At 68.1% G+C, this 20,931-nt stretch carries 23 protein-coding genes; 10 read left to right on the top strand and 13 right to left on the bottom strand.

Annotated elements, in window-relative coordinates; all coding sequences use genetic code 11:
* Nucleotides 1-4: 4 nt before the first annotated feature.
* Genes QLH51_RS04960 through QLH51_RS04945 form a run of 4 tightly spaced genes read left to right on the top strand, consistent with a single transcriptional unit; the run spans nucleotide 5 to nucleotide 3,935 of the window.
* A complete protein-coding gene (locus tag QLH51_RS04960) occupies nucleotides 5-832 on the top strand; it encodes a 3-keto-disaccharide hydrolase (RefSeq protein ID WP_125656383.1) in 828 nt (275 codons plus the stop codon).
* Nucleotides 829-1,404, top strand: coding sequence for a gluconate 2-dehydrogenase subunit 3 family protein (locus tag QLH51_RS04955; protein ID WP_125656386.1), 576 nt, complete (start codon nucleotides 829-831; stop codon nucleotides 1,402-1,404). Before QLH51_RS04960 ends, QLH51_RS04955 begins: the two co-directional genes overlap by 4 nt.
* The gene (locus QLH51_RS04950) at nucleotides 1,401-2,234 is read left to right on the top strand and encodes a sugar phosphate isomerase/epimerase family protein (RefSeq protein WP_125656388.1); all 834 of its coding nucleotides are present in this window, start codon (nucleotides 1,401-1,403) and stop codon (nucleotides 2,232-2,234) included. Before QLH51_RS04955 ends, QLH51_RS04950 begins: the two co-directional genes overlap by 4 nt.
* Before the next feature lie 24 nt (nucleotides 2,235-2,258).
* Nucleotides 2,259-3,935: a GMC oxidoreductase gene (locus QLH51_RS04945; protein ID WP_125656391.1), complete on the top strand. Its 1,677-nt coding sequence runs from the start codon at nucleotides 2,259-2,261 to the stop codon at nucleotides 3,933-3,935.
* Nucleotides 3,936-4,235: 300 nt separating this feature from the next.
* Here QLH51_RS04945 and QLH51_RS04940 read toward each other — a convergent pair whose 3' ends face one another.
* The 9 genes from QLH51_RS04940 to QLH51_RS04900 form a co-directional block, all read right to left on the bottom strand.
* Nucleotides 4,236-4,709 (bottom strand): hypothetical protein, encoded by a 474-nt coding sequence (locus QLH51_RS04940; RefSeq protein ID WP_125656394.1) that lies wholly within the window; start codon nucleotides 4,707-4,709, stop codon nucleotides 4,236-4,238.
* A gap of 55 nt (nucleotides 4,710-4,764) precedes the next feature.
* Nucleotides 4,765-5,550, bottom strand: a complete 786-nt coding sequence (locus tag QLH51_RS04935) for a phosphoadenylyl-sulfate reductase (protein WP_125656397.1) — start codon at nucleotides 5,548-5,550, stop codon at nucleotides 4,765-4,767.
* A complete protein-coding gene (locus QLH51_RS04930; protein WP_125656400.1) occupies nucleotides 5,543-5,968 on the bottom strand; it encodes a DUF934 domain-containing protein in 426 nt (141 codons plus the stop codon). The genes QLH51_RS04935 and QLH51_RS04930 overlap by 8 nt, the downstream gene beginning before the upstream one ends.
* Nucleotides 5,965-6,372: a Rid family hydrolase gene (locus tag QLH51_RS04925; RefSeq protein ID WP_125656402.1), complete on the bottom strand. Its 408-nt coding sequence runs from the start codon at nucleotides 6,370-6,372 to the stop codon at nucleotides 5,965-5,967. The genes QLH51_RS04930 and QLH51_RS04925 overlap by 4 nt, the downstream gene beginning before the upstream one ends.
* The gene (locus QLH51_RS04920; protein ID WP_125656405.1) at nucleotides 6,365-7,999 is read right to left on the bottom strand and encodes a nitrite/sulfite reductase; all 1,635 of its coding nucleotides are present in this window, start codon (nucleotides 7,997-7,999) and stop codon (nucleotides 6,365-6,367) included. Before QLH51_RS04920 ends, QLH51_RS04925 begins: the two co-directional genes overlap by 8 nt.
* Nucleotides 8,000-8,146: 147 nt before the next feature.
* Nucleotides 8,147-8,443, bottom strand: coding sequence for a DUF2849 domain-containing protein (locus QLH51_RS04915; RefSeq protein WP_125656408.1), 297 nt, complete (start codon nucleotides 8,441-8,443; stop codon nucleotides 8,147-8,149).
* Nucleotides 8,440-9,228 carry a uroporphyrinogen-III C-methyltransferase gene (cobA, locus tag QLH51_RS04910; RefSeq protein WP_125656411.1) on the bottom strand — a complete coding sequence of 263 codons (789 nt, stop codon included), beginning with the start codon at nucleotides 9,226-9,228 and terminating at the stop codon, nucleotides 8,440-8,442. Before cobA ends, QLH51_RS04915 begins: the two co-directional genes overlap by 4 nt.
* A 227-nt stretch (nucleotides 9,229-9,455) precedes the next feature.
* Nucleotides 9,456-10,898 (bottom strand): succinylglutamate-semialdehyde dehydrogenase, encoded by a 1,443-nt coding sequence (gene astD, locus QLH51_RS04905; RefSeq protein ID WP_206428930.1) that lies wholly within the window; start codon nucleotides 10,896-10,898, stop codon nucleotides 9,456-9,458.
* Nucleotides 10,899-10,947: 49 nt separating this feature from the next.
* On the bottom strand, nucleotides 10,948-12,453 hold the full coding sequence (locus QLH51_RS04900) for a protein adenylyltransferase SelO family protein (protein ID WP_125656413.1): 1,506 nt from the start codon (nucleotides 12,451-12,453) through the stop codon (nucleotides 10,948-10,950).
* An 18-nt stretch (nucleotides 12,454-12,471) separates the two neighbouring features.
* Here QLH51_RS04900 and QLH51_RS04895 point away from each other — a divergent pair, with 18 nt between their 5' ends.
* The 4 genes from QLH51_RS04895 to QLH51_RS04880 all read left to right on the top strand — a co-directional run bounded on the left by QLH51_RS04895 (nucleotide 12,472) and on the right by QLH51_RS04880 (nucleotide 16,497).
* Nucleotides 12,472-13,350, top strand: coding sequence for an alpha/beta fold hydrolase (locus QLH51_RS04895; protein WP_125656416.1), 879 nt, complete (start codon nucleotides 12,472-12,474; stop codon nucleotides 13,348-13,350).
* The gene (locus QLH51_RS04890; RefSeq protein ID WP_125656419.1) at nucleotides 13,347-14,483 is read left to right on the top strand and encodes a glycosyltransferase; all 1,137 of its coding nucleotides are present in this window, start codon (nucleotides 13,347-13,349) and stop codon (nucleotides 14,481-14,483) included. Before QLH51_RS04895 ends, QLH51_RS04890 begins: the two co-directional genes overlap by 4 nt.
* 152 nt (nucleotides 14,484-14,635) lie before the next feature.
* Nucleotides 14,636-16,039: an NAD(P)H-dependent flavin oxidoreductase gene (locus QLH51_RS04885; protein ID WP_125656422.1), complete on the top strand. Its 1,404-nt coding sequence runs from the start codon at nucleotides 14,636-14,638 to the stop codon at nucleotides 16,037-16,039.
* The gene (locus QLH51_RS04880) at nucleotides 16,039-16,497 is read left to right on the top strand and encodes a hypothetical protein (protein WP_125656425.1); all 459 of its coding nucleotides are present in this window, start codon (nucleotides 16,039-16,041) and stop codon (nucleotides 16,495-16,497) included. The genes QLH51_RS04885 and QLH51_RS04880 overlap by 1 nt, the downstream gene beginning before the upstream one ends.
* Nucleotides 16,498-16,531: 34 nt before the next feature.
* Here QLH51_RS04880 and QLH51_RS04875 read toward each other — a convergent pair whose 3' ends face one another.
* The gene (locus tag QLH51_RS04875) at nucleotides 16,532-16,726 is read right to left on the bottom strand and encodes a hypothetical protein (RefSeq protein ID WP_125656428.1); all 195 of its coding nucleotides are present in this window, start codon (nucleotides 16,724-16,726) and stop codon (nucleotides 16,532-16,534) included.
* Between the two features lie 126 nt (nucleotides 16,727-16,852).
* On the opposite strand from QLH51_RS04875, the gene QLH51_RS04870 reads away from it, so the two are divergent.
* Both QLH51_RS04870 and QLH51_RS04865 read left to right on the top strand, forming a co-directional pair.
* Nucleotides 16,853-17,530 (top strand): glutamine amidotransferase-related protein, encoded by a 678-nt coding sequence (locus QLH51_RS04870; protein ID WP_125656430.1) that lies wholly within the window; start codon nucleotides 16,853-16,855, stop codon nucleotides 17,528-17,530.
* 402 nt (nucleotides 17,531-17,932) lie between these two features.
* Nucleotides 17,933-18,430, top strand: a complete 498-nt coding sequence (locus tag QLH51_RS04865) for a hypothetical protein (RefSeq protein ID WP_125656433.1) — start codon at nucleotides 17,933-17,935, stop codon at nucleotides 18,428-18,430.
* A 15-nt stretch (nucleotides 18,431-18,445) separates the two neighbouring features.
* Here QLH51_RS04865 and QLH51_RS04860 read toward each other — a convergent pair whose 3' ends face one another.
* The 3 genes from QLH51_RS04860 to QLH51_RS04850 all read right to left on the bottom strand — a co-directional run bounded on the left by QLH51_RS04860 (nucleotide 18,446) and on the right by QLH51_RS04850 (nucleotide 20,897).
* A complete protein-coding gene (locus QLH51_RS04860) occupies nucleotides 18,446-19,270 on the bottom strand; it encodes a hypothetical protein (RefSeq protein WP_125656436.1) in 825 nt (274 codons plus the stop codon).
* An 82-nt stretch (nucleotides 19,271-19,352) separates the two neighbouring features.
* Nucleotides 19,353-19,877 (bottom strand): HIT family protein, encoded by a 525-nt coding sequence (locus QLH51_RS04855; protein ID WP_125656439.1) that lies wholly within the window; start codon nucleotides 19,875-19,877, stop codon nucleotides 19,353-19,355.
* A gap of 18 nt (nucleotides 19,878-19,895) precedes the next feature.
* A complete protein-coding gene (locus QLH51_RS04850; protein ID WP_125656442.1) occupies nucleotides 19,896-20,897 on the bottom strand; it encodes a 2-hydroxyacid dehydrogenase in 1,002 nt (333 codons plus the stop codon).
* Nucleotides 20,898-20,931: the final 34 nt, after the last annotated feature.

The raw sequence follows: 20,931 nt of genomic DNA, 5'->3' as shown, positions 1-20,931 counted from the left end.
CGAGATGACGCTCCGCACGATGGTCGCACTCGGTGCGACGTTGATAACGCTCTCAACATCCGGTTCGGCGCAGGAGAAGCCGGGGTTCAAGGACACGCCGATGCTGCCCGGCGGGCAGTGGCGGGTGCATGATGCCGACCGGCCGGCGCCGGTAGTGGTGACGCCGGCGAAGCAGCCGGGCGGCGCGCCGTCCGATGCGGTGGTGCTGTTCGACGGGCGCTCGCTCAACGCATGGACGCCGCAGCGCAAGGCGTGGCCGATCACCGACGGCGCGATGACCGTGCCGTCGCGTGCCAGCGCCGGCGGCGAGAACGCGCTGGTGACGAAGCAGAGCTTCGGCGACGTGCAATTGCATCTGGAGTTCCGCAGCCCCAATCCGCCGACGAAGACGTCGCAGGATCGCGGCAACAGCGGCATCTGGTTCATGCAGCGCTACGAGGTGCAGATCCTCGATGGCTATCGCAACCCGACCTATGCCGACGGCACGGTCGGCGCGGTCTATGGCTTCAAGCCGCCGCTGGCGAACGCGGCGCGTGCGCCGGGCGAATGGCAGAGCTATGACATCGTGTTCGAACGGCCGCGCTTCGCCGCCGACGGGTCGCTGGTCCGGCCGGCCTATGTCACCGCGTTCCTGAACGGGGTGCTGGTGCAGAACCATCAGGCGATGCTGGGTACGACCGCATGGCGGCAGGTCGCGAAGTATACGGCGCATGGCGATGCCGCGCCGATCCAGTTGCAGGACCATGATTCGCCGGTGTCGTTCCGCAACATCTGGGTACGTCCGTTGCCCGAGGCGGCGATCGCGCAGGATTTGAAGGAGAATGTGAAATGATCGACCGCAGGACGGCGCTGGCCGGCGTCGCGGCGATGTTCGGTACCGCGCTCTACGCCCCGCTCGCGCGGGCGGCGGGTGCGCAGGGACCGGTCACGACGCCGGTGCCGGTCATCAGCGAAGGTCCGCCTAGCGCGGCGGTGTTCACGGCGGTGCAGCGCGCGGCGATGACGAGCCTGAGCGAACGGGTGTTGCCGACCACCGACACGCCCGGCGCGATCGCCGCCGGGGTGCCCGCCTATATCGAAAAGCTGCTGGCCGACTGGTCCTATCCGGCCGAACGCGTGCCGATCCTCGCCGGGCTGGACGCGATCGAGGCGAAGGCGATGGCGGACTACCGCGTGTCGACCGCCAAGGCGACGCCGGCGCAGCAGGACGCCTTGCTCACGCTGGCGATGAACGGGCAGATCGCGGGCGGCAAGCCGTTCTTCGAGGCGTTCCGTCAGCTCGTGATCGCCGGTTACTACACGTCGGAGATCGGCATGACGCAGGAACGCGAATACCTGCCGGTGCCGGGCGAATATAACGGCGCCTTTCCCTATTCCCAGGTCAACAAGGTCTACAGCGCATGATGATCGATCGCAGGAAGCTCCTGATCGGCGCGGGCGGCCTTGCCGCGCTTGCCACCACCCGTACGGCATCGGCGGCGCAGATCGGCGCGATCGGCATCCAGCTCTATACCGTGCGCGAACTGTTCCAGAAGGATCCGGTCGCCACGCTGACGTCGCTCGCCAAGATCGGCTATCGCGAGGTCGAATATGGCGGCGGCGGATACGACGCCATGGACCACAGGCTGTTGCGGCGGACGATGGACCGGCTGGGGCTGAAGTCGCCGTCGGTCCATATCGGCTACGACGCGCTGCTGGGGTCGTTCGCCAGGCAGGTCGAGATGGCCAAGACGCTGGGCGCCGACACGGTGATCCTGCCGTACATGACCGACCAGTATCGCAACGAGGCCGGCTGGACGCAGGCGCTGCCCAACATCAACCGCTTCGCCGCCGACCTGCGCAAGGCGGGGCTGGGCTTCGCCTATCACAACCATGATTTCGAATTCACGGTAAAGCCGGGCGGGGTGAGCCTGTACGAACGGCTGCTCAAGGCGACCGATCCGGCGCTGGTGAAGGTCGAGCTCGACCTGTACTGGGTCGGCCATGCCGGCGAGGATGTCGGCGCATGGATCGACCGGCTGGGGCCGCGGCTCTATGCCTATCACGTCAAGGACATGCGGCCCGATGGCAGCATGACCGCGGTGGGGGCCGGCAAGACCGATTTCGCCGCGCTGTTCCGCCGCCGCGGCAGCCGGGGCGTCCGCCATTTCTATGTCGAGAACGACGAGGCGCCCGCGCCCTATCTGCCCGACGTCACGACCAGCTACCGGACGCTTCGCGCCCTTCGCTACTGATAAAATTACCCTGGGAGGGGACATATGGCTGCCACCAACAGGTTCGACGCGATCGTCATCGGATCGGGCGTCAGCGGCGGGTTCGCCGCGAAGGAACTGACCGAAAAGGGCCTGCGCGTCCTGATGCTCGACCGCGGGCGCATGGTCGAACATATCGAGGGCTATCCGTACGACGGAAAGCCGGCGTACGAGGTCCCGGCACGCAACCAGATGCCCAAGCCGCTGATGGACAGCGACTATTTCATCGCCCGCCACGGCTATGTCGCGCCGAGCAACCGGTCGTTCTACAATGACGACCGGCTGAACCCCTATGCGTTCGACGAGGGCGACAAATTCTACTGGATCCGCCCCGGCGCGGTCGGGGGCAAGTCGCTGATCTGGGGCCGCTGGACGTTCCGCTGGAGCGCGGACGACTTCGCGGCGAACAAGCGCGAGGGCGTCGATGGCGAATGGCCGATCGGCTATGACGACGTCGCGCCGTGGTACAGCTATGTCGAGAAATATATTGGCGTGTCAGGATCGCGCGAGAACCTGCCGTACCTGCCCGACAGCGAGTTCCAGCCGCCGATGGACATGAACGTCGCGGAGAAGTGGCTGAAACAGCGGCTGGAGACCCAGTTTCCCGGGCGCAAGCTGATCCACACCCGCCTGTCGAACATGACCGAGGACAAGCCGGACCAGAACCGCAGCAAGTGCCAGTTCCGCAACCAGTGCGGCAATGGCTGTTCGTTCGGTGCCTATTTCTCGACCCAGGCGGTGACGCTGCCGGCGGCACGGGCGACGGGTCGGCTGACGCTGCGGTCCGACGCGGTGGTCACCAACCTCGAATATGACGCCGCGCGCAAGAAGGTGACCGGGGTCCGGTTCATCGACGCGAAGACGGGGCAGGCGGAGACGGTACAGGCCGGGCTGGTGTTCCTGTGCGCGTCGGCGATGGCGTCGACGCAGATCCTGATGAATTCGCGGATGGCCGGCGGCGGTCGCAGCCATTTCGACACCAGCGGGACGCTGGGCCGCTATGTCATGGATCACATCTTCCGCGTCGGGGCCGAGGGCGAAATCCCCGGCATGACCGACCTGATCGAATTCGGGCGGCGGCCGGGCGGGGTCTATGTCCCACGCTTCCGCAACCTGAACGGCGAGGAGGGTGTCGGCTTCCGCCGCGGCTATGGCTATCAGGGCAGCGCGCGGCGCGAACCGGCCGCGCCGGTCGGGTTCGGCAAGGACATGAAGCACGGCATGCGCCGCTACGGCCCGTGGAAGTTCGGGATGGGCGCGTTCGGCGAATGTCTGCCCTATGTCGACAATCGCGTGTCGCTGCATGCGAACAAGGTCGACCGCTTCGGCGTGCCGTTGATGCGGTTCGACGTGAAGTTCCGCGAGAACGAGCTGAAGATGATGGCCGACGCCCGCACGCAGGGCGAGGCGATGCTGAAGGCCGCCGGGCTGGTAAACGTCCGCAGCTATGAAGGCGAGCACGTGCCCGGCGACGCGATCCACGAAATGGGTGGCGCGCGCATGGGGATGGACCCGCGCAAGTCGGTCCTGAACGGCTGGAGCCAGGCGCATGACGCGTCGAACCTGTACGTCACCGATGGCGCGCAGATGGCATCGGTATCATGCGTCAATCCGTCGCTTACCTTCATGGCGCTGACCGCACGCGCGGCCGACCATGCGGTGCGGACGAAGGCCTGGGCGTAGTTTGGGGCGACCGAGAGGACCGTGCGAAGGCCTTCGATAGCCCCATGATTTGGCTGAATCCCGGCGAAGGCCGGGGTCCGGTTGGGAAGCGGTTGCGTTCGTTGCCGATGTTTCCCGATCAGACCCCGGCCTTCGCTGGCGGCAGAGTTTGATCCATCCCTGTTGAAACGGGTGTCATTCCGGCGAAGGCCGGGATCTTCCGGTGGTAGTGCGCAGCAGGAGCCGATGGAGACCCCGGCCTTCGCCGGGGTGACGGTTCCATGCCGATGGACCAAACTTCAGGATATGGCGGTTTTGCGGTCAGTCCGCGACCGGTGCCGTGACCACGCCGGTATCGGGGCGTAGTCCCAGCAGTATCAACAACGTGCCGGCCGCCGCCTCCAGATCGTCGATCGCGACGGTTCGTCCTTCGCCCTCGCGCGCTTCGAACCCGTTCTTGACGCCGAGATTGTCGAACGGGGTGAGCGTGGCCGTGTCGCCGGTGCGCTCGATATCCACCCGCAGCGCGTCGCGCATGAAGGTTTTGAAGTTCTTCACCGCCGCCGCGTCCTGGAACGGAATGAACTGGCGCTTCCACTGGTCGGCCGTCGGATCGGCCACATCGGTTCGCGATGCGTTCAATGCCTCCGATAGCGCATGGGCGACGACCGCCTTCTTCGCCGACTTACCGAACCATTTGGGATCGGTGGCGATCGTGTCGCCCGATGCGGTCCGCGATACGGGCGCGAGGATCAGGCGTCCGTTGGTGAAATAGGCGACGGCCGATTGGTGCATCGCGCCGCTTTGCGCCGGAACGCAGGCAGGGGCAAGCCGCCCCCCCCCAGCACCATCAGAAGCTCGGCAGGTTCGGGTCGCCGTCGGGTAGCGGGGTATGGATGCCGCATTCGACCTTTTCCCAGCCCGCCCAGCGCCCCGAGCGCGGGTCTTCGCCCGGCTTGACGCGGTTGGTGCAGGGCTGGCAGCCGATCGAGGGGAAACCCTGTTCGACCAGCGGGTGGCGCGGCAGGTCGTGCTGCGCGAAATAGGCGTCGATGTCCGCCGGGGTCCAGGTGATGAGCGGATTGACCTTCAGACGGCCGGCGGTGTCCGCGGTATCGATCTCGAAGCGGGGCAGGGCGGTGCGGGTGGCCGACTGGAACGCCTTGCGCCCGGTGAAGCTCGCATCGAACCCGGCCATGGCGCGGGCGAGCGGTTCGACCTTGCGCAGGTCGCAGCAGCCATCGGGATCGTAGGACCAGCGCAGGCCGGTCGCGTCCTTCGCCGCCAGCAGATCGGCATCGGGCGTCAGGTTGCGGAAGTCGGTGAGGCCGAGGCGTTCGACCAGCAGGTCGCGATAGGCGAGCGTTTCCGGGAAATGCTTGGCGGTTTCGAGGAACAGCACCGGCACCGACGGATCGGCGGTAGCGATCAGGTGCAGTAACACCGCAGACTCGGCACCGAAGGACGAAACCGCAGCGACGCGGCCGAGCAATCCCTCACCCAGCGCGGTCGTCAGCATCTCCTGCGTCGTCGCGTCGCGGAAGCGATCGTTCAGCGCATCGGCGTCGGATTGGGTAAAAGTTGGACCGACCGCGATCCGGTCGCGGATGCGGATTTCGGGGTCGGCATCAGCCATGACGCAGCTTCCACACCGGCACGGCGGGGTCGGCCGCGGCCTGATAGACCTGGTCGTAGCGGTCGAGCGCGCGGGCGAGCGCGGCGGCATCGACCGGCGCGGCCGGGGCGAAGCTGTCGAAGCCGCAGCGGCGCATCAGCGGAATCTGGTCGACCAGCACATCGCCCTCGGCCCGCAGTTCGCCGGCATAGCCCGCCTCGCGCAGGATGCGGCCGGCCGAATAGCCGCGTCCGTCGCGGAACTTGGGAAAGCTGACCTCCACCAGCGCCAGCCGGTCGATATGCGGCAGCAGCAGACGCGCGTCGTCGCCCGCCTCGATCCGGACGGCGGTCGCGTTCGACTGGCCGAGGAACGCGTCGAGGGTGACGGCAGGTTCGTCATGTGCGGTGTCGTCGCGCAGGCGTACCGGCTCGCTCATACGACATCTCCCGTACCGGCAAGGCGCGCCACGACCTTGATCTCGAACCGGAAGCCGGCGAGCCACGTCACGCCCGCCGCAGTCAGCGCGGGCAGGGGGCCTTCGCCCCAATAGGCGGGATGATGGGCGAACAGCAGCGGAAACACCGCGTTGGGATCGGTCGTGAACAGTTGCACGTCGATCACGTCGGCCGGGGTGCAGCCGGCACCGGCGAGCACGTCGCGCAGGTTGGCAAAGGCCAGCGCGACCTCGTCGGCCAGATCGGGTTCGGGCGTCCCGTCGGCACGCGCGCCGACCTGGCCCGACACGAACAGCAGGTCGCCGGCACGGACTGCGGGCGAATAGCCATGGTCGGCGTAGAGCGTATGCGGGCTGGCCGGGAAGACGGCGTCGCGCTTAGCCATAGATGGCCTCCTTGAACGGTTCCATGCCGATGCGGCGATAGGTATCGACGAAACGCTCGCCGCGCTCGCGTTCGGCGAGATAGCGGTCGGTGACGCGCTCGATCGCGTCGACCACCCCGTCCTCCGAAAAGCCGGGGCCGGTGATCTTGCCGAGCGACACGTCCTCCGCGCCCGACCCGCCGAGCAGCAGCTGGAAATTCTCGGTCCCCTTCCGGTCGACGCCGAGGATGCCGATGTGGCCGGCGTGATGATGGCCGCAAGCGTTGATGCAGCCGCTGATCTTGAGCTTGAGTTCGCCGAGGTCGCGCTGGCGCACGGGATCGGCGAAGCGATCGGCGATCTTTTGCGCCAGCGGGATCGAGCGGGCGTTGGCGAGGCTGCAATAATCGAGGCCGGGGCAGGCGATGATGTCGGTGATGAGGTCGAGATTCGCCTCGGCCAGCCCGATCGCGACCAGCCGGTCGTAGACGCTGCGCAGGTCGGCGGAGCGGACATGCGGCAGGACGATGTTCTGCGCATGGGTGACGCGCAGTTCGGCGAAGCTGTACGCTTCGGCGAGGTCGGCCATCGCATCGATCTGATCGGCCGACGCGTCGCCCGGGATGCCGCCGGCGGGCTTCAGGCTGATCGTGACGATCGTATAGCCTTCCCGCTTGTGGGCATGGGTGTTCTGGTCGAGCCATGCCGCAAAGCCGGCGTCGCTGCGGTCGACCGGCGCGTCGGCGCCGGTGTCGGCGAAGGCGGGATCGGCGAAGAAGGCGGCGATGCGGTCGAACTCGGCCTGTGGCGGGTCGATGCCCAGCGTCTTGATATGGGCGAATTCCTCGGCGACCTCGGCGCGGTACCTGTCCACGCCGATTTCGTGGATCAGGATCTTGATCCGCGCCTTGTACATATTGTCGCGGCGGCCGTAGCGGTTGTAGACGCGCAACGCTGCCTCGAGATAGCTCATCAGGTCGGGCAGGGCGACGAAATCGGCGACCAGCGGCGCGATCATCGGGGTGCGGCCCATGCCGCCGCCAACATAGACCTGCGCGCCGGCCACGCCGTCCTGTTCGACGATGCGCAGGCCGATGTCGTGCAGGCGCATCGCCGCACGGTCTTCGTCGGCGGCGATGACGGCGATCTTGAACTTGCGCGGCAGGTAGCTGAATTCGGGGTGGAAGGTGCTCCACTGGCGCAGCAGTTCGGCCCAGGGGCGCGGGTCGGTCAGCTCGTCGGCGGCGGCACCGGCGAACTGGTCGGAGCTGATGTTGCGGATGCAGTTGCCGCTGGTCTGGATGGCGTGCATCTCGACCCTGGCCAGCTTTTCGAGGATGTCGGGCGTGTCGGCCAGCCTGATCCAGTTGAACTGGAGGTTCTGGCGCGTGGTGAAGTGGCCATAGCCGCGGTCATAGGTGCGGGCGATATCGGCCAGCACGCGCATCTGCGTCGACGACAGCGTGCCGTACGGGATGGCGACCCGCAGCATGTAGGCGTGCAGCTGGAGATACAGGCCGTTCATCAGCCGCAGCGGCTTGAACTGGTCTTCGGTCAGATGGCCCGACAGGCGGCGTTCGACCTGGTCGCGGAACTCCGCGACACGGGCATCGACGATCGACTGGTCGTAGGTGTCGTACTGGTACATCGCTTCTTCCTAGATCCTCCCCGCCACGCGGGGAGGGGGACCATGCGCAGCATGGTGGAGGGGGTATGCCACGATCGCTGCCGGTGTGGACGGGGACGCCCCCTCCACCAGCCTGCGGCCGGTCCCCCTCCCCGTGCCGGGGAGGATTTAGATTACCCATGCTCCTGCATCGGGGTCGGCGGGTTTCAGCGTCAGGTCGCTGCGGACCGTCGGACCCAGCGCGCGGATGCGGTCCTTGATGTGCGCCGGGCGGGGGCCTTCGGGGGTTGCGACCGCGTCGATCACATAGGGGACGTTGACCCGCTGCGCCGCTTCCTCGCCATGGGCGATGCGTTCGCCATCCTCGCCGACGTCCGCCGCGTCCTCGACGTGGCGCGACCAGCCGCTGCCCGTCCACCACGTCACGTCGCCGGTGGCGAGGTCGTTGCCGGTCAGAAGTTTCATGCCAGTGCCCCCGCCGCCATGGCCCAGCTGCCGAGCTTGTCCTGCGCATCGGCCAGCTGCACGACCTCGCCGACGACGATCACGGCGGGGCTCTGCACCCCTTCGCGCGCGACCATCGGACCCAGGTCCGCCAGCAGCGTGCGCAGCGCGCGGGCATCGGCATAGGTGCCGCGCTCCAGCACGGCGACCGGCATGTCGGGCGCGACGCCATCGGCCATCAGCTTGTCGGCGATCGCTTCCGCCGTCGCCACGCCCATGTAGATCACCAGCGTACGGCCCTGTCCGGCAAGGCCCGACCAGTCCTGTTCGCTCAGCCCCTTGCACTGGCCGGCGACGAAGCTGACCGCCGACGACCAGTCACGGTGCGTCAGCGGCAGCATCGCGCCCGCCGCGCAGCCGAGCGCGGCCGAAACACCGGGGATCACCTCGACCGGCAGGCCGGCGGCACGCACCGCCTCGACCTCCTCGCCGCCGCGGCCGAAGATGAACGGGTCGCCGCCCTTCAGCCGGACGACGATCGCGCCGGTCTTCACATGGGCGACGATCAGCGCATTGATCGATTCCTGCGGCAGGGTGTGGCGCGCGCGCTGTTTCGCTACCGAGATGCGCTGCGCGGTGGCCGGCGCGAGGTCGAGCACGCGCGGGTCGATCAGCCCGTCATGGACGACGACGTCGGCGGTCTTCAGCGCCTCCACGGCGCGCACCGTCAGCAGCCCGGGATCGCCCGGACCGGCGCCGACGAGGATGACGCGCCCGCGCGCGGTGGGATCGAGTAGCGTAGCCATGATGGCGTAGATGCGGGCTGGGGTGGTTTCAGGCAACCGACGCTTGCTTGGGGCACGGGTAGGGATTGTTTAGCGAGAACTACTCTCCGCCAGACACGTCACCCCAGCGCAGGCTGGGGTATCTTGGTGGCGGCGCGCGGCGTTTCCCGACTGGGAGACCCGAGCCTGGGCTGGGGTGACGTTGGTTGCCGGGAGTCGCGCTGCTTGTCGGCGGCGGAAGCGACGTCCTATTCGTTGCGCAGGCCGATGCCGATCGATGCACGCGCCTGTTCGGCTTCGGCGGACACCACCGGATAGGCGCAATAGTCCGCGGCGTAATAGGCCGACGGGCGGTGGTTGCCCGACAGGCCGATGCCGCCGAACGGGGCGTTGGACGAGGCACCGTTGGTCGGACGGTTCCAGTTGACGATGCCGGCGCGGATGTTGGCCCAGAACCGGTCGTACAGCTGCGGGTCCTGCGAGATCAGCGAGGCGGACAGGCCGTAGCGGGTATTGTTCGCTTCCGTAATCGCATCGTCGAAGCTGTCGACCCGGAACAGCTGGAGCACGGGGCCGAACAGCTCGACGTCGCTGCGCTCGGCGGTGTCGGACATGTCGATGATGCCGGGGGTCAGGAACGGCCGCCCTTCGACCAGCCGTTGCAGGAAACGCAGCGGCCGACCGCCGCGCGAGGTCAGCGACAGGAAGCTTTCGGTCAGCTGGTCGGCGGCCTCGTTGTCGATCACCGGGCCCATGAACGGGGCGGGATCGGCATGGGGTTCGCCGATGATGAGGCGGTCGCACAGCCGGCCGATCTCCGCCAGCAACGGTTCCGCGAGCCGCCGTTCGACGATCAGCCGCCGCGCGGCGGTGCAGCGCTGTCCGGCGGAGGTGAAGGCCGATTGCACCACCAGCACCGCGGCGGCGTACAGGTCGGGCGTTCCCCACACGACGATCGGGTTGTTGCCGCCCATCTCGAGCGCGAGGATCTTGTCCGGGGTGTCGGCGAACTGGCGGTTGAGCGCGATGCCGGTGCGCGCCGATCCGGTGAACAGCAGTCCGTCGATATCGGGATGGCCGGCGAGTGCGCGCCCCTGCTCCGCATCGCCGATCAGCAGGCGGACACAGTCGTCGGGCACGCCGCCCGCGCGGTAGCAGTCGATCAGGAACGCGCCGGTCGCCGGCGTCTTTTCGGACGGCTTGAACACCACCGCATTGCCCGCGATCAGCGCCGGCACGATGTGGCCGTTGGGCAGGTGTGCGGGGAAGTTGTACGGCCCCAGCACCGCCAGCACGCCGTGCGGCTTGTGCCGCAGCGCCATGCGCGAGTTCATCGGCGATTCCAGCCGGCGCTGGCTGGAGCGGTCGCCATAGGCGGTGACCGAGATGTCGACCTTCGCGACGACCGATTCGACCTCGCTGCGCGCTTCCCACAACGGCTTGCCGGTTTCGCGGGCGATGACGTCGGCGAACGCTTCCGACCGGCCGCGTACGACGTTGGCGAAACGGCGCAGCGCCTCTATCCGATAGGCGAGCGACCGCGAGGCCCATCCCGCCCATCCGGTGCGCGCGGCGGCGACTTCGGTATCGGCAATGCCGATCGGGCCGCGCCACAGCGTCGCGCCGGTGGCGGGTTCGGTCGATACGAGTTCGGCCATCGCGGTGTTCAACTGCCCCCTGGTGTCGCGCATCCTGTGGACCCGAATGCGTTAAGACTTCATTTGCTACGAAGCGTTGGGGTCAGGCAAGCGCCGCGCCCATCCGGCGGATCGCGGCGACCTTTGCCGCGAACGGTGCCCAGTCGTCGCGTTCGGCGATGGCGGACCAGATCGCCTCCACCTCGTCGATCAGCATCGAACAGGGCCGGGCGTCCGACCAATAGGGATGGTCGCGTCCCTTGCGCGGGCGATAGTCGGACAGGTGCGCGCGAACCGCCTCGAACGGGGCCCAGTCGTCGCCTTCGGGTAGCCAGCCGCCGAACGCGTCGTGGAAGAAGCGGTCGATCGCCATGCCCGAGCCGGCGAGCGCGGCGGTGACCGCATCGGCGAGCGCGCGGTCGCCGTCGGGATCGCGCGGACGGACGCCCAGCCGCCACAGGATCGCGTCCGTCGCCGCCTGCGCATGGCGTGTCGGGAAGGTTTCGAGCACGGCGATCAATGGCGGGGCATCGACGACGGTGCGCAGCGCCACCGCCAGCTGCATGACGTTCCAGTGCATCGCGTCGGGCTGGCGACCAAAGGCGTAGAGGCCGTGATGGTCGAAATAGGCGGCGGTGAAGCCCGCGTCCCAGGTCGGGGCGAAGCGCCACGGACCATAGTCGAAGCTCTCGCCGGTCAGGTTGATGTTGTCGGTGTTGAGGACGCCATGGACGAACCCCGCGGCCATGAACCGCGCGGCGAGCGTCGCGACCCGGCCGACCGCTTCGTCGAACAGCTCGATCGCCGGATCGCTGCCGGGCGTGCGGTCGTAGAGGCGGGTCAGGACATAGTCGATCAGCCGGCGCATCGCGTCGCCGTCGCGTTCATAGGCCAGCCGCTGGAACGTTCCGATGCGGACATGGCTGTGGTTCAGCCGGACCAGCACGGCCGAGCGGGTGGGCGAGGGTTCGTCGCCGCGCACCAGTTCCTCGCCGGTCTCGACCAGCGAGAAGCTGCGCGAGGTGGGGACGTTCAGCGCCTCCAGCATCTCGGTCGCCAGCACCTCGCGCACGCCGCCCTTGAGCGTCAGGCGACCGTCGCCGAAGCGGCTGTACGGGGTCTGGCCCGACCCCTTGGTGCCGAGGTCGAGCAGGCGGTCGCGATGGTCGGTCGCCTGTGCGTAGAGGAAGCCGCGGCCGTCGCCGATATCGGGATTGTACGACTGGAACTGATGCCCGTGATAGCGCAGCGCGAGGGGGCGGGGCAGGCTGCCGGGAAGCGGCGTGAAGCGGGCGAAGTGGTCGATCCATGCCGCGTCGGACAGGTTTAGAACACCCCCTCCCGTATCCCCGCGCAGGCGGGGATCCAGGGTTTCGATCGCTGCTTGTGGTTCTGCCGGGCTCTGGACCCCCGCCTCCGTGGGGGTACGGTCAATTGCGGCGGTGTTGGTTGCTGGAACGATCCCGATCTCCGCCGCCGCACGATCGTTGCGGAAGCGAAGGATGTGCGCGGGAAAGTCCGCCGCCGTCACCGCGTCGTAAAAGGGATCGCCCAGGTCCAGAATATCGGTGCGGGGACGATAGCGAGCGGGTTGCGGGTTTTCGGCCATGCGGCGATATGGGGGGTGATGGCGCTTTTGGACAAGCAACGCTTCACCGATGGCTATTGGTGGTCGAACGACGGCCTCCGACTGCATTATCGCGACTATCCCGGGCGCGACGACCGCCCGGCGATCCTGTGCCTGCACGGCCTGACCCGCAACGCCCGCGACTGGGAGGACGTGGCCGACCGGCTGGCGGGCGAATGGCGGCTGATCGTGCCGGAGATGCGCGGGCGCGGCGAAAGCGGCTATGCGCGCGATCCGATGACCTATGTGCCCCTGGTCTATCTGCAGGATGTCGAGGCGCTGCTGAACCAGCTGGAGCTGCCGCGCGTCGTCGCGTTCGGTACGTCGCTGGGCGGAATCCTGACCATGCTGCTGGCGGCGACCGATCGCGACCGGATCGCCGCCGCGCTGCTGAACGATGTCGGGCCGGAGCTCGATCCCGTCGGGCTGGGGCGCATCCGCGGCTATGTCGGGCGGCAGGTCAGCCACCCGACCTGGATGCACGCCGCGCGGGCGGTGGGCGATGGCAATGGCGATGCCTATCCGGGCTATGCGGTGCACGACTGGCTGCACATGGCCAAGCGCCTGCACCGGCTCAATTCGGCGGGGCGGATCATCCTCGACTACGACATGAAGATCGCCGAGCCGTTCCGCGTGCCGGGCAACGAGGCCGGGCCGGACATGTGGCGCGCGTACGAGGCGCTGGCGGGCAAGCCGGTGGCGATCGTGCGCGGCGCGTTGTCCGACATCCTGCCCGCGAACGTCGCCGAGGCGATGGCGGTGCGGATCGAGGGGGCCGAGCTGACCATGGTGGCCGATGTCGGACATGCGCCGGTATTGACCGAACCGGCGGCGGTCGGCGCGATCGACGGTCTGCTGGCGCGGGTCGCGGCGGCATGAGCAGGCCGGTCCGCATCCTGCACCTGCATTCGTCCTTCGCCTATGGCGGCAAGGAAGCGCGCGCGATCCGGCTGATGCATGCATGGGGGCCCCATGCGGTACACACGATCGTGTCGGGCGTGCCCGAGCGGACCGAGGCGCGCGCGGCGATCGCCGACCATATCGCGTACGAGATCGCGCAGAACCCGCCGCCGCTGACCGGCAAGCCGTCGGTCGCGCGGTACGAGGCGATCGCGAAGTTCATGGCGCGGTTCGACCTGGTGCTGACATACAATTGGGGCGCGATCGACGGGGTGATGGCGAGGCGGGTGTTCGCGAAGGGCATGCCGCCGGTCGTCCATCACGAGGACGGCTTCAACGAGGACGAGGCGACCCGGCTGAACCCGGTGCGCAACCTGTACCGCCGGTTCGCGCTGGGCGCGGCGGAGGCGCTGGTCGTGCCGTCGCAGCGCCTGATGCAGGTCGCGCGCGGGCCGTGGAAACAGCCCGGCCATCGCCTGCACCTGATCGGCAACGGCATTCCGGTCGAACGCTATGCGCAGGATGTTGCGCCAGACGCGATCCCCGGTTTCCGCCGCAAGCCGGGCGAAGTGGTGATCGGCACCGTCGCGGGGCTGCGCGAGGTCAAGGACCTGCCGCTGCTGGTCCGGGCGGTGGGCGGGATCGCGGTGAAGGTCCGGCTGGTGATCGTCGGCGAGGGGCCCGAGCGGCAGACGATCCTCGACGCGGCCGAGGCGATGGGCATCGACGACCGCGTCCACCTGCCCGGATTTATAGCCGAGCCGTATCGCTATATGGGGCTGTTCGACATCTTCGCCCTGTCGTCGCGCAGCGAGCAGCAGCCGATTTCGGTGATGGAGGCGATGGCGACCGGGCTGCCGGTCGTCGCCCCGCCGGTCGGCGACATCATGGCGATGGTCACGCCGGAGAACCATCCGCACATGGGCATCGACCGGCACGAGGTTCACCTACGCGACCGGTTGCAGATGCTCGCGGTCGACGCCGACGCGCGCCGCCGGGTGGGTGAGGCGAACCTTGCCAAGGCACGAGCCGAGTTCGACGAGGCGAGGATGATCGCGGCGTACAAGGCGCTGTACGAGCGCGCGATCGGGCGGCCGGGGGCGTTGGGATAAGTTCGCGCCGTCACGGCGGGCGGGCACGAAACCGGACGCGGCGGGGCACTCCTCGCAATTTGCTCGCCTTCGCGCGTGGCAGCCATTAATGACGGCTGGATGCGGCGGGGCCTTTTGTCCGGTCCGCTTCGTGGTTCCCGCTGGAGGTTGCGTTGTTCAAAGGTCTGTCGCCCATCGTCTATAACGGCCGCGAAGTCTGGCCGCTGATCGAGGGGGGCAAGGGCGTTGCCGCGACCAACCATGCGTCGGCCGGCGCATGGGCGGCGGCGGGCGGTATCGGCACGGTATCGGCGGTCAACGCCGACAGCTACGATGCCGAGGGCAGGATCATTCCCCAGGTCTACAAGGCGCTGACCCGTCGCGAACGCCATGAAGAGCTGATCGAATACGCGATCGAGGGCGCGGTGCAGCAGGTGCGGCGCGCTTGGGAGATCGCGGGCGGCAACGGCGCGATCAACATCAACGTGTTGTGGGAAATGGGCGGGGCGCAGCGCATCCTGCACGGGGTGCTGGAACGCACCCGCGGGCTGGTGTCGGGCGTGACCTGCGGTGCGGGCATGCCGTACAAACTGTCGGAAATCACCGCGTCCTACGGCGTCAGCTATCTGCCGATCGTGTCGTCGGGCCGTGCGTTCCGCGCGCTGTGGAAGCGCGCCTATTCGAAGGCGTCGGAATGGCTGGCGGCGGTGGTGTACGAGGACCCGTGGCTGGCCGGCGGCCATAACGGCCTGTCCAATGCCGAGGATCCGTTGGCGCCGCAGGACCCGTATCCGCGCGTGCGCGACCTGCGCGCGACGATGCGCGAGGGCGGCATTTCCGACGACGTGCCGATCGTGATGGCGGGGGGCGTGTGGTACCTGCGCGACTGGAGCGACTGGATCGACAATCCCGAACTGGGCAAGATCGCGTTCCAGTTCGGCACGCGCCCGCTGTTGACGCAGGAAAGCCCGATCCCGCCCGAGTGGAAGGCGAAGCTGATGGAGATCGAGCAGGGCGAGGTGCTGCTGCACCGGTTCAGCCCGACCGGCTTCTATTCGTCGGCGGTGCGCAACCCGTTCCTGCGCCAGCTCGAAGCGCGGTCGGAGCGGCAGATCGCCTTTTCGCGGCAGGAGGCGGGCGACCATGTCTTCCAGCTCGACGTGGGGGTGAAGGGCAAGAACTTCTGGGTGACGCAGGGCGACCTGATGCGCGCGCGCGAATGGTACGGGCTGGGCTTCACCGAATCGCTCAAGACGCCGGACAATACGCTGGTGTTCGTGACCCCCGAGGAAAAGGGCATCATCCGCAAGGACCAAGCGGACTGCATGGGCTGCCTGTCGCAGTGCAGCTTTTCGAGCTGGGCCGACAGCGATACGAACTCGACCGGGCGGCTGGCCGATCCGCGCAGCTTCTGCATCCAGAAGACGTTGCAGGACATCGCGCATGGCGGACCGACCGACCAGAACCTGATGTTCGCGGGGCACGCCGCCTATAACTTCAAGCGCGATCCGTTCTATTCGAACGGCTTCGTGCCGAGCGTGAAGCAGCTGGTCGACCGGATCCTGACCGGGGATTGATGGCGGGGCTGTCAGCCGGTCACGTTGCGGCGCTGGCCGTAGCCGACGCCGTGTTGCGCGACGCGCGTAAGCCGTGGTGGGTGATCGCCGGCGCGGCGGTCGCTCTGCACACGCGCGAGCCGATCGTCGTCGATGACATCGATATATTGCTGGCTGTGGAGGACGTTCCGCTGGTTGCGGCTTTATCGGGCATTGTCCGACGAGAATGCGATGGTCACGCGCTTTTCCGATCGGACTTCTATGCCGCGGTTGCGATCGGGACTGTCACAATCGAGTTCATGGCCGGATTTCGATCGAACCGGCAGGGGCTATGGTGTGATGTCTGGCCCAGAACGCGGATATTCGTCCCGATCGGAAATCTATCGGTTCCGACCCCTTGTCCGGACGAACTGATCGAGATGCTGGCGGCGTTCGGCCGGCCCAAGGATCTGGCACGCGCAGCTCTACTGGCCGGCTGACCGGGGCGGTAGGCCACCCCGGCCAGCCGCCCGGTCAATCGTCGACGACCGTGCCGACCACCGCGCCGCCGACGCCGCCCACGGCTGCACCCTTTTCCACATTGCCGCCGGTGGCCGCCGCGATGCCAGCGCCGCCGGCCGCGCCGATCGCGCCCCCGCGCAGCGTCGAGCAGGCGGCGAGCGAGCTGCCGGCGGCGAGGGCGAGGACGATGGTTGCGATCTTCTTCATGGGGTTGCTCCTGTTTACGCTACGGCACGCCAATGGTTTTCCTTCGCAACGGTTCCAAACCCGTCCCATCGCAACACAAAGAAACATTGCAGGTGCCATTCAGTTTGCGCGCGATAGACTGCACCCATGAAATCCGCACTGATCGTCCGCCACGTCCCCTATGAAGGCTGCGCCGGGTATCGCGTACCGGTGGAGGCGGCGGGATATGCCATCGACCGGATCGACGTGACCGACCCGGCCTTCGCCACCGCCGACCTGACCGCCCCCGACCTGCTGATCGTGATGGGCGGCCCGATGGGGGTGTACGACGTCGCCGACCATCCGTGGATACCGGGCGAGATCGCCGCGCTGTCGCGGCGGCTCGACGCGGACCGCCCGACGCTGGGCATCTGCCTGGGCGCGCAGATGGTGGCGGCGGCGCTGGGCGCGGCGGTCTACAGGGGGACCGGCAGCGAGATCGGGTTCGGAGCCATCGACCTGACGCCGGTCGCATCGCCGCTGACGCATGTCGCGGACGTGCCGGTGCTGCACTGGCATGGCGACACGTTCGACCTGCCCGAGGGTGCCGAACTGCTGGCGACGACGCCGCGCTATCGGCAGGGGTTCCGGCGCGGGGTGAACCTTCTGGCGCTGCAATTCCATGCCGAGATGGGCGAGGATCCGCGGTTCGAGGCATGGGTCGACTATCTCGACTGCCCGAAGCATCGCGGTGCGCTGACCGAGCAGTATCGCACGCTGGGCCCGGCGGCGGTGCGCGCGGGGCAGGCGATGATCGCGGAGTGGCTGGCGGGCATCAAGCCCTAGGACCGATCGACATTCAGCGAATTGGAGCGCCATCCAGCAGGATCAGGAGCCTTTCTGGTTCACGTACCTCCGCGCAGGCGGGGGTCCAGAGCCACGAATGTTGTCCTGCCGTTACTCTGGACCCCCGCCTGCGCGGGTGTACGGCCTGAATGTCGATCGGTCCTAGGATTTCCGCCAAAGGTCACGAAAGTCACACTCGTGCGCCGTTGGCGCGTGACGGGTAGCGGCGGTGTCAAAGAGCGGGACCGTGACGGGCCGGCGGAGAGGTTGGCAGGGGGGCGGGCTGTAGGAAAGTGGTTCGTCGGGGCCCGGATCGGGTCCAGAGCAACGGCCGATCCGGCTGCTGGGCATCGGCTGCGGCCGTGCGGTACGATCGCGGCGAATCACATCTTGCGAGGTATCATGTCCGAACCACTGGTGTTCCGTACCGGATGGCCCAAGCGGCTGCTGAGCTGGTTCGCCATTCTGGGCGGTTCGGCGGCGCTGCTCGCGATCATCGACGCGATGGCGCGGCACTGGGCGACGCTGCCCGCGACCGAGATCTGGTCCGGCATGGCGATCGGCCTGTTCGTGCTGTGCTTCGTCGTTGCCGGGTTCGGCATCCAGGATTTCCACTGGCGGATCGAGGGCGACACGATCCGGGTGACGCAGTTCTACCGGACGAAGACGATCGATCTCGCCACCGTGGCGGGCTATGGAACGACGGTGGTCGTGGTCGGTGCGTTTCCGCTGACGCATGTTGACCTGTACGACGGACGATTGAAGCCGATCGATCGCCTGCCGATCAATGCCGGGGACCTGCCGCGTGCCGAAGCGTGGCTGTCGCGGCTCTTGCGCCCGGTCGTCGACGACGGCAGCGCGGCCGTGCCCCGCCGACGGTTCGCCGACGAGGAGGATTGAGGCCGCGCCGCGCGATCAGCCGCCGATGCGCAACCACAGGGCGGTCGCGTCGTCGCTGACCTTGAAGCGGGGATAGCGCAGGCAGGCGGCATCGTCCCGTTCGATGCCGCGCAATTCGGTGCCGAGCGCGGCCAGTCCGTTGGCGCGGACGGCGGCGAACAGGCTGTCGGCATCGTGGACGCCGTATGAATCGACCAGCGCGACCATGCCGTCGGTCATCAGCAGCAGTTCGTCGCCGACCGCCACGTCGAACCGCGCGGTCTGGAGGATCGCCAGCGCTTCCGCGGCATCGACGCCGAGGACACGCTGGTTGGCGCGCGATCGCGCGACGCGGCGGTCGTCGAGGATCGCCGGGGTCGACAGCTTCGCCGCGCCGATGCCGGGACCGAGTGCCGCCGCCTGCGCGCTTTCGCGCGTGCGGTTGGGGGCAGGGGTGCGCCAACGGATGGCGTCGCTGGTGGCGTGGAGGATCGAGCAGTCGCTGGCCCATGCCAGTTCCAGCACGTCGCCGGCGAACTGCACCACCGCGAACGAGGCGCGGGGCAGTTCCCACGGCCCCTCGGGTTCGCGACGGCGTTCGGCGTGGTAGCGGGCTTCCACCCGCGCGAACACCTGTGCGCAGGCATCGGTCAGCGTTTCGCCGACGGCGGTGGCGAAGGCGGCGTCGGCGGTCATCGCCAGCCATGCCGCGCCGCCCTGTTCCCCCAGCAGGCCGGGCCGGCAGAGGTCCGTCGCCCCGTCGATCACCCACGCCCGCCCGGCGGTACTGCCGGCGCGGTCGTCGTTGGGGATCAGCGGATCGCCGCACAGGCCGAGCGACTGGATCAGATCGAAATGCATGATATCCTCACGAAGCGGGCGGCGCTGCCTGTCAACGGCAATATGTTACGGTTGGCGGCCCGGTGGCGCGTCCGGCGACCCATCAGCCGGGCGGCAGGGCAGCCTTCAGTCGCCTGGCGATATCGTCCATTTCGGCGCGCGTCGCGTTGGGCCGGGGCGCCGGCGGCGTGTTCGGAGTGACGTGCAGGTGGAAGTGGCAGACATGCTGGCTGACGGCATTGTTCTGCTGCAAGGCAAAGCCGGTGCTCCCGAACGCGCGCTGCTGCGCGGTCGCGACGCGCTTCGCCATCCGCATCAGGGCCAGCGTGTCGCGGTCGTTCAGGTCGTACAGGTTCCGCACCGGCGCCCTCGGAATGACGAGCGCATGGCCGGGGCGCTTCCAGTCCAGCGGCACGATCGCGATGACCCGCCGGTCTTCGGCGATGATCGATACCGGCAGTTCGTGCCGAAGGATGCGGGCGAAGGGATTGTCGGTGCGATAGGGGGCGGACAGCGGGCAGACGATCGGCTTGTCCGCTTCGGATTGTCCCCCGGTGGCCGACGCGATCGATCCGACCGTCAGCACCGCGACCGGCATCAGGCCACCGGCGATCCACATCCACCGCATCGCGCTCCCCCCGTTTCTCTACCGCAACCCGTCCAGCACCTGATCGGGCGGTCGGTGGCCGTCGGCCCATACGCGGATGTTGGTGATGACCTTTTCGCCCATCGCCACGCGGCCCTCCAGCGTCGCCGATCCCATGTGCGGGGTCATGACGACATTGGGCAGCGCCAGCAGCCGGGGATCGATCGCCGGTTCGTGCGCCCAGACGTCGAGCCCGGCGCCGGCGAGGCGTCCGCGCTCCAGCGCGTCGACCAGCGCCTCTTCGTCGACGATGCCGCCGCGCGAGGCGTTGATGAGATAGACGTGGCGGCGCAGCCGGGCGATGCGGCGCGCGTCGAGCAGGTTCTCGCTGTCGGCGTTGCGCGGGGTGTGGATCGTCAGCAGGTCGATGACGCCCAGCATCTCGTCGAGATCGGCATGCCACACCGCGCCCAGTTCCGCCTCGACCGCCTGTGGAAGGCGGTGGCGGTTGTGATAGTGGATCGACAGGCCGAAGGCGCGGGCGCGGCGGGCGACCGCCTGTCCGATGCGGCCCATGCCGATGATGCCCAGCGCCTTGCCGCCGATGCGATGGCCCAGCATCCCGCCGGGGCTCCACCCCTTCCACTCGCCCGAACGCACCAGCTTCTCGCCCTCGGCCAGTCGCCGCGGGACGGCGAGGATCAGCGCCATGACCATGTCGGCGGTATCCTCGGTCAGGACGCCCGGCGTGTTGGTGACGAGGATGCGGCGGGCGTGCGCCGCCTTCAGGTCGATATGGTTCACCCCCGCGCCGTAATTGGCGATCAGGCGCAGGCGATCGGGCGCGGCGGCGATCAGCGCGGCGTCGATCACGTCGGTGACGGCGGGGACCAGCACGTCGCAGTCGGCCATCGCCGCGGCCAGTTCACCCCGCGAAAGGGCATGGTCGTCCTGGTTGAAGACGGTGTCGAACAGCGTCGCCATCCGCCCCTCGGTCGCCGCCGGAAGCCGCCGGGTGACCTGTACTCGGGGCGTGCGGGGCGGGGGGGAGGGTGCGGCCATGTCGCAGGATTGGCGGGTGGCAGGGCTTGCGTCA

It is taken from the genome of Sphingomonas sp. 2R-10, from assembly GCF_030062225.1.
Lineage (GTDB): Bacteria > Pseudomonadota > Alphaproteobacteria > Sphingomonadales > Sphingomonadaceae > Sphingomonas.
This window is presented reverse-complemented; position numbering and strand designations above follow the sequence as displayed.